This window comes from Rathayibacter sp. SD072, from assembly GCF_017355185.1.
In the GTDB taxonomy this organism is placed as follows: domain Bacteria; phylum Actinomycetota; class Actinomycetes; order Actinomycetales; family Microbacteriaceae; genus Rathayibacter.
This window is the reverse complement of record NZ_JADILJ010000100.1, coordinates 1-2,266: the sequence shown is the minus strand read 5'-3', so window position 1 is coordinate 2,266 and position 2,266 is coordinate 1. Positions and strand designations below refer to the sequence as shown.

The following is a 2,266-nucleotide window of genomic DNA, read 5'->3' as shown; positions in this document are numbered from 1 at the left end:
GGGGCGCTCCGTCAGGGATCGGGGCACTGCTCGGGTCTCCGTGACCGCATCCTGTGCGAATGTCACGAATTCATAAAGGATGCCACGGACTGCGGAATACGACCAGAGGGGCGGGTGCCCAGGCACGATCCGAGCGTGATCCACCGGTCGCAGCATCGCTCCGTTGCGCGCTCATTCGCACGCATGCATCGACCCTGCGCCTGAGCACTCCCGAGAGAGCGCTCACACCTCATCGGCGCGCAGTCGGCGCAGCAGCTGCTCCAGCTCGTCGAAGAGGGGGGCGGGAGCCGCGATCAGCAGGTCGGAGCTCGCCGGTCGGCCGTCGAAGCCGGCGACCCGCACGCCGGCCTCCTGAGCGATCAGGACGCCCGCCGCCTGGTCCCACGGGTTCAGTCCACGCTCGTAGTAGGCGTTCAGCTGCCCCGAGGCGACGGAGCAGAGATCCAGCGCCGCGGAGCCGATGCGCCGGATGTCGCGCACCTCGCCGAGCAGCTCCTGCACGACCGCGCCCTGGCGCATCCGGCGCGCGGAGTCGTAGCCGAAGCCCGTGCCGACCAGCGCCAGCGAGAGCGAGGCGGGCGCGGTGGCGCGCAGCGGCGCTCCGTCGCGGTGAGCGCCCTCGCCCAGGGCGGCCGTGAAGACCTCGCCGGTCGCGCCGTTCACGACGGCGCCGGCGAGCGCCCTCCAGGTCCGCGGGTCGGGCTCCCCCTCGACCACTGCGATGCTCACCGCGTACGAGGGGATGCCGTAGAGGTAGTTGACCGTGCCGTCGATCGGATCGACGACCCAGGTGAGTCCGCTCGTGCCGACTCCGCCGCCCGACTCCTCCCCCAGGAAGCCGTCGTCGGGCCGCGCCTCGGCGAGACGGCGCCGGATCAGCTGCTCGACCTCTCGGTCGGCGGCAGTGACGACGTCCTCGGGCGACGACTTCGACGCGGCGATCTCGACGCCGTCCTCCCGCCGCTGGCGGGCCAGGTGCGCCGCCTCGACGGCGATCGAGCGGGCGATGGCGAGGAGGGAGGCGTGGGCGCTCATGGTCCCAGCCTAGGGACCGCGCCATCATGGAGGCATGAGCATCCCGATCGCGATCACTGGAGCCACCGGAGCCGTGGGCGGGCGCGTCGCACGCGAGCTCGCCGACGCCGGCCTCCCCCTCCGACTGCTGGTCCGCGATCCCTCCCGCGCCCCGGAGCTCGCCGGGGCGCAGGTGGTGCGCTCGACCTTCGCCGAGCCCGGCGCCTCGCTCGTGGGCGTCCGCCTGCTGCTGATGGTCTCGGCGTCCGAGAACGAGCGCCGCCTGGCGGAGCACCGCTCGCTCGTCGCCGCCGCCGCGGAGACGGGTGTCGAGCACGTGGTCTACACCTCGTTCGCCGGAGCGGCGCACGACGCCGTCTTCACCCTCGCGCGGGACCACGCCGCGACGGAGGACGCGCTCCGCGACTCCGGCATGGGATGGACCTTCCTTCGCGACAACCTCTACCTCGACTTCCTGCCGGACATGCTCGGCGAGGACGGCGCGATCCGCGGGCCCGCGGGGACGGGACGCGCGGCGGTCGTCGCCCGCGAGGACGTGGCGCGCACGGCGGCGGTGATCCTCCGCTCCCCCGACGAGCACCGCGACGCGCTCTACGAGCTCACCGGGCCCGAGGCGCTCACTCTCGACGAAGTCGCCGCCACCCTGACCGCCGCCGGCCGCCCCGCCGTGTTCGTCGACGAGACGCTCGAGGAGGCCTACGCCTCGCGGCAGCGCTGGAACGCCCCTGCCTGGCAGCTCGACGCCTGGGTGAGCACCTACACCGCGATCGCCGCCGGGCAGCTCGAGCACGTCTCGGGCGACGTGGAGCGCCTCACCGGGCGCCCGCCGCTGTCGCTGGCCGGGTTCCTGGCCCGCGAGCAGCGATGAAGCGGGGCACGAACCTCCCGGCGCTCGGCGGCTACAACCAGGCGCTCGTCCTCGAGCTCATCCGCCGCGCGCCCGCCGGCATCAGCCGGATCGAGCTCGCCGCGCAGACCGGGCTCTCGGCCCAGACGCTCTCGAACGTCGCCCGGCGGCTCCTGCAGGACGGACTCGTGCGGGAGGCCGGCAAATCCGGGTCCGGCCCGGGCAAGCCGCGCACGATCCTCCAGCTCGAACCCGATGCGCGCTTCGCGATCGGGCTGCACATCGACCCCACCGTCACCACCTGCGTGGTGCTCGACCTCGAGGGCCGCACCGTGGCCCACGCCCGCACGCGCACACCGCGCGGCATCCGCCCCGAGGAGACCA

The 2,266-nt window shown here is 73.7% G+C and carries 3 protein-coding genes; 2 read left to right on the top strand and 1 reads right to left on the bottom strand.

What is annotated here, in order from left to right:
* Positions 1-222 precede the first annotated feature (222 nt).
* Positions 223-1,035 (bottom strand): inositol monophosphatase family protein, encoded by an 813-nt coding sequence (locus IOC53_RS18580; protein ID WP_207408089.1) that lies wholly within the window; start codon positions 1,033-1,035, stop codon positions 223-225.
* A 34-nt stretch (positions 1,036-1,069) separates the two neighbouring features.
* On the opposite strand from IOC53_RS18580, the gene IOC53_RS18575 reads away from it, so the two are divergent.
* Both IOC53_RS18575 and IOC53_RS18570 read left to right on the top strand, forming a co-directional pair.
* A complete protein-coding gene (locus IOC53_RS18575; protein WP_207408087.1) occupies positions 1,070-1,903 on the top strand; it encodes an SDR family oxidoreductase in 834 nt (277 codons plus the stop codon).
* On the top strand, positions 1,900-2,266 hold a 367-nt coding region (locus IOC53_RS18570; protein ID WP_207408085.1), incomplete at its 3' end, for a MarR family transcriptional regulator. The genes IOC53_RS18575 and IOC53_RS18570, both read left to right, overlap by 4 nt.

Coding starts and splice junctions, on each gene's coding strand:
- IOC53_RS18580 (WP_207408089.1), bottom strand. CDS start 1,035: ATGAGCGCCCACGCCTCCCTCCTCGCCATCGCCCGCTCGATCGCCGTC.
- IOC53_RS18575 (WP_207408087.1), top strand. CDS start 1,070: ATGAGCATCCCGATCGCGATCACTGGAGCCACCGGAGCCGTGGGCGGG.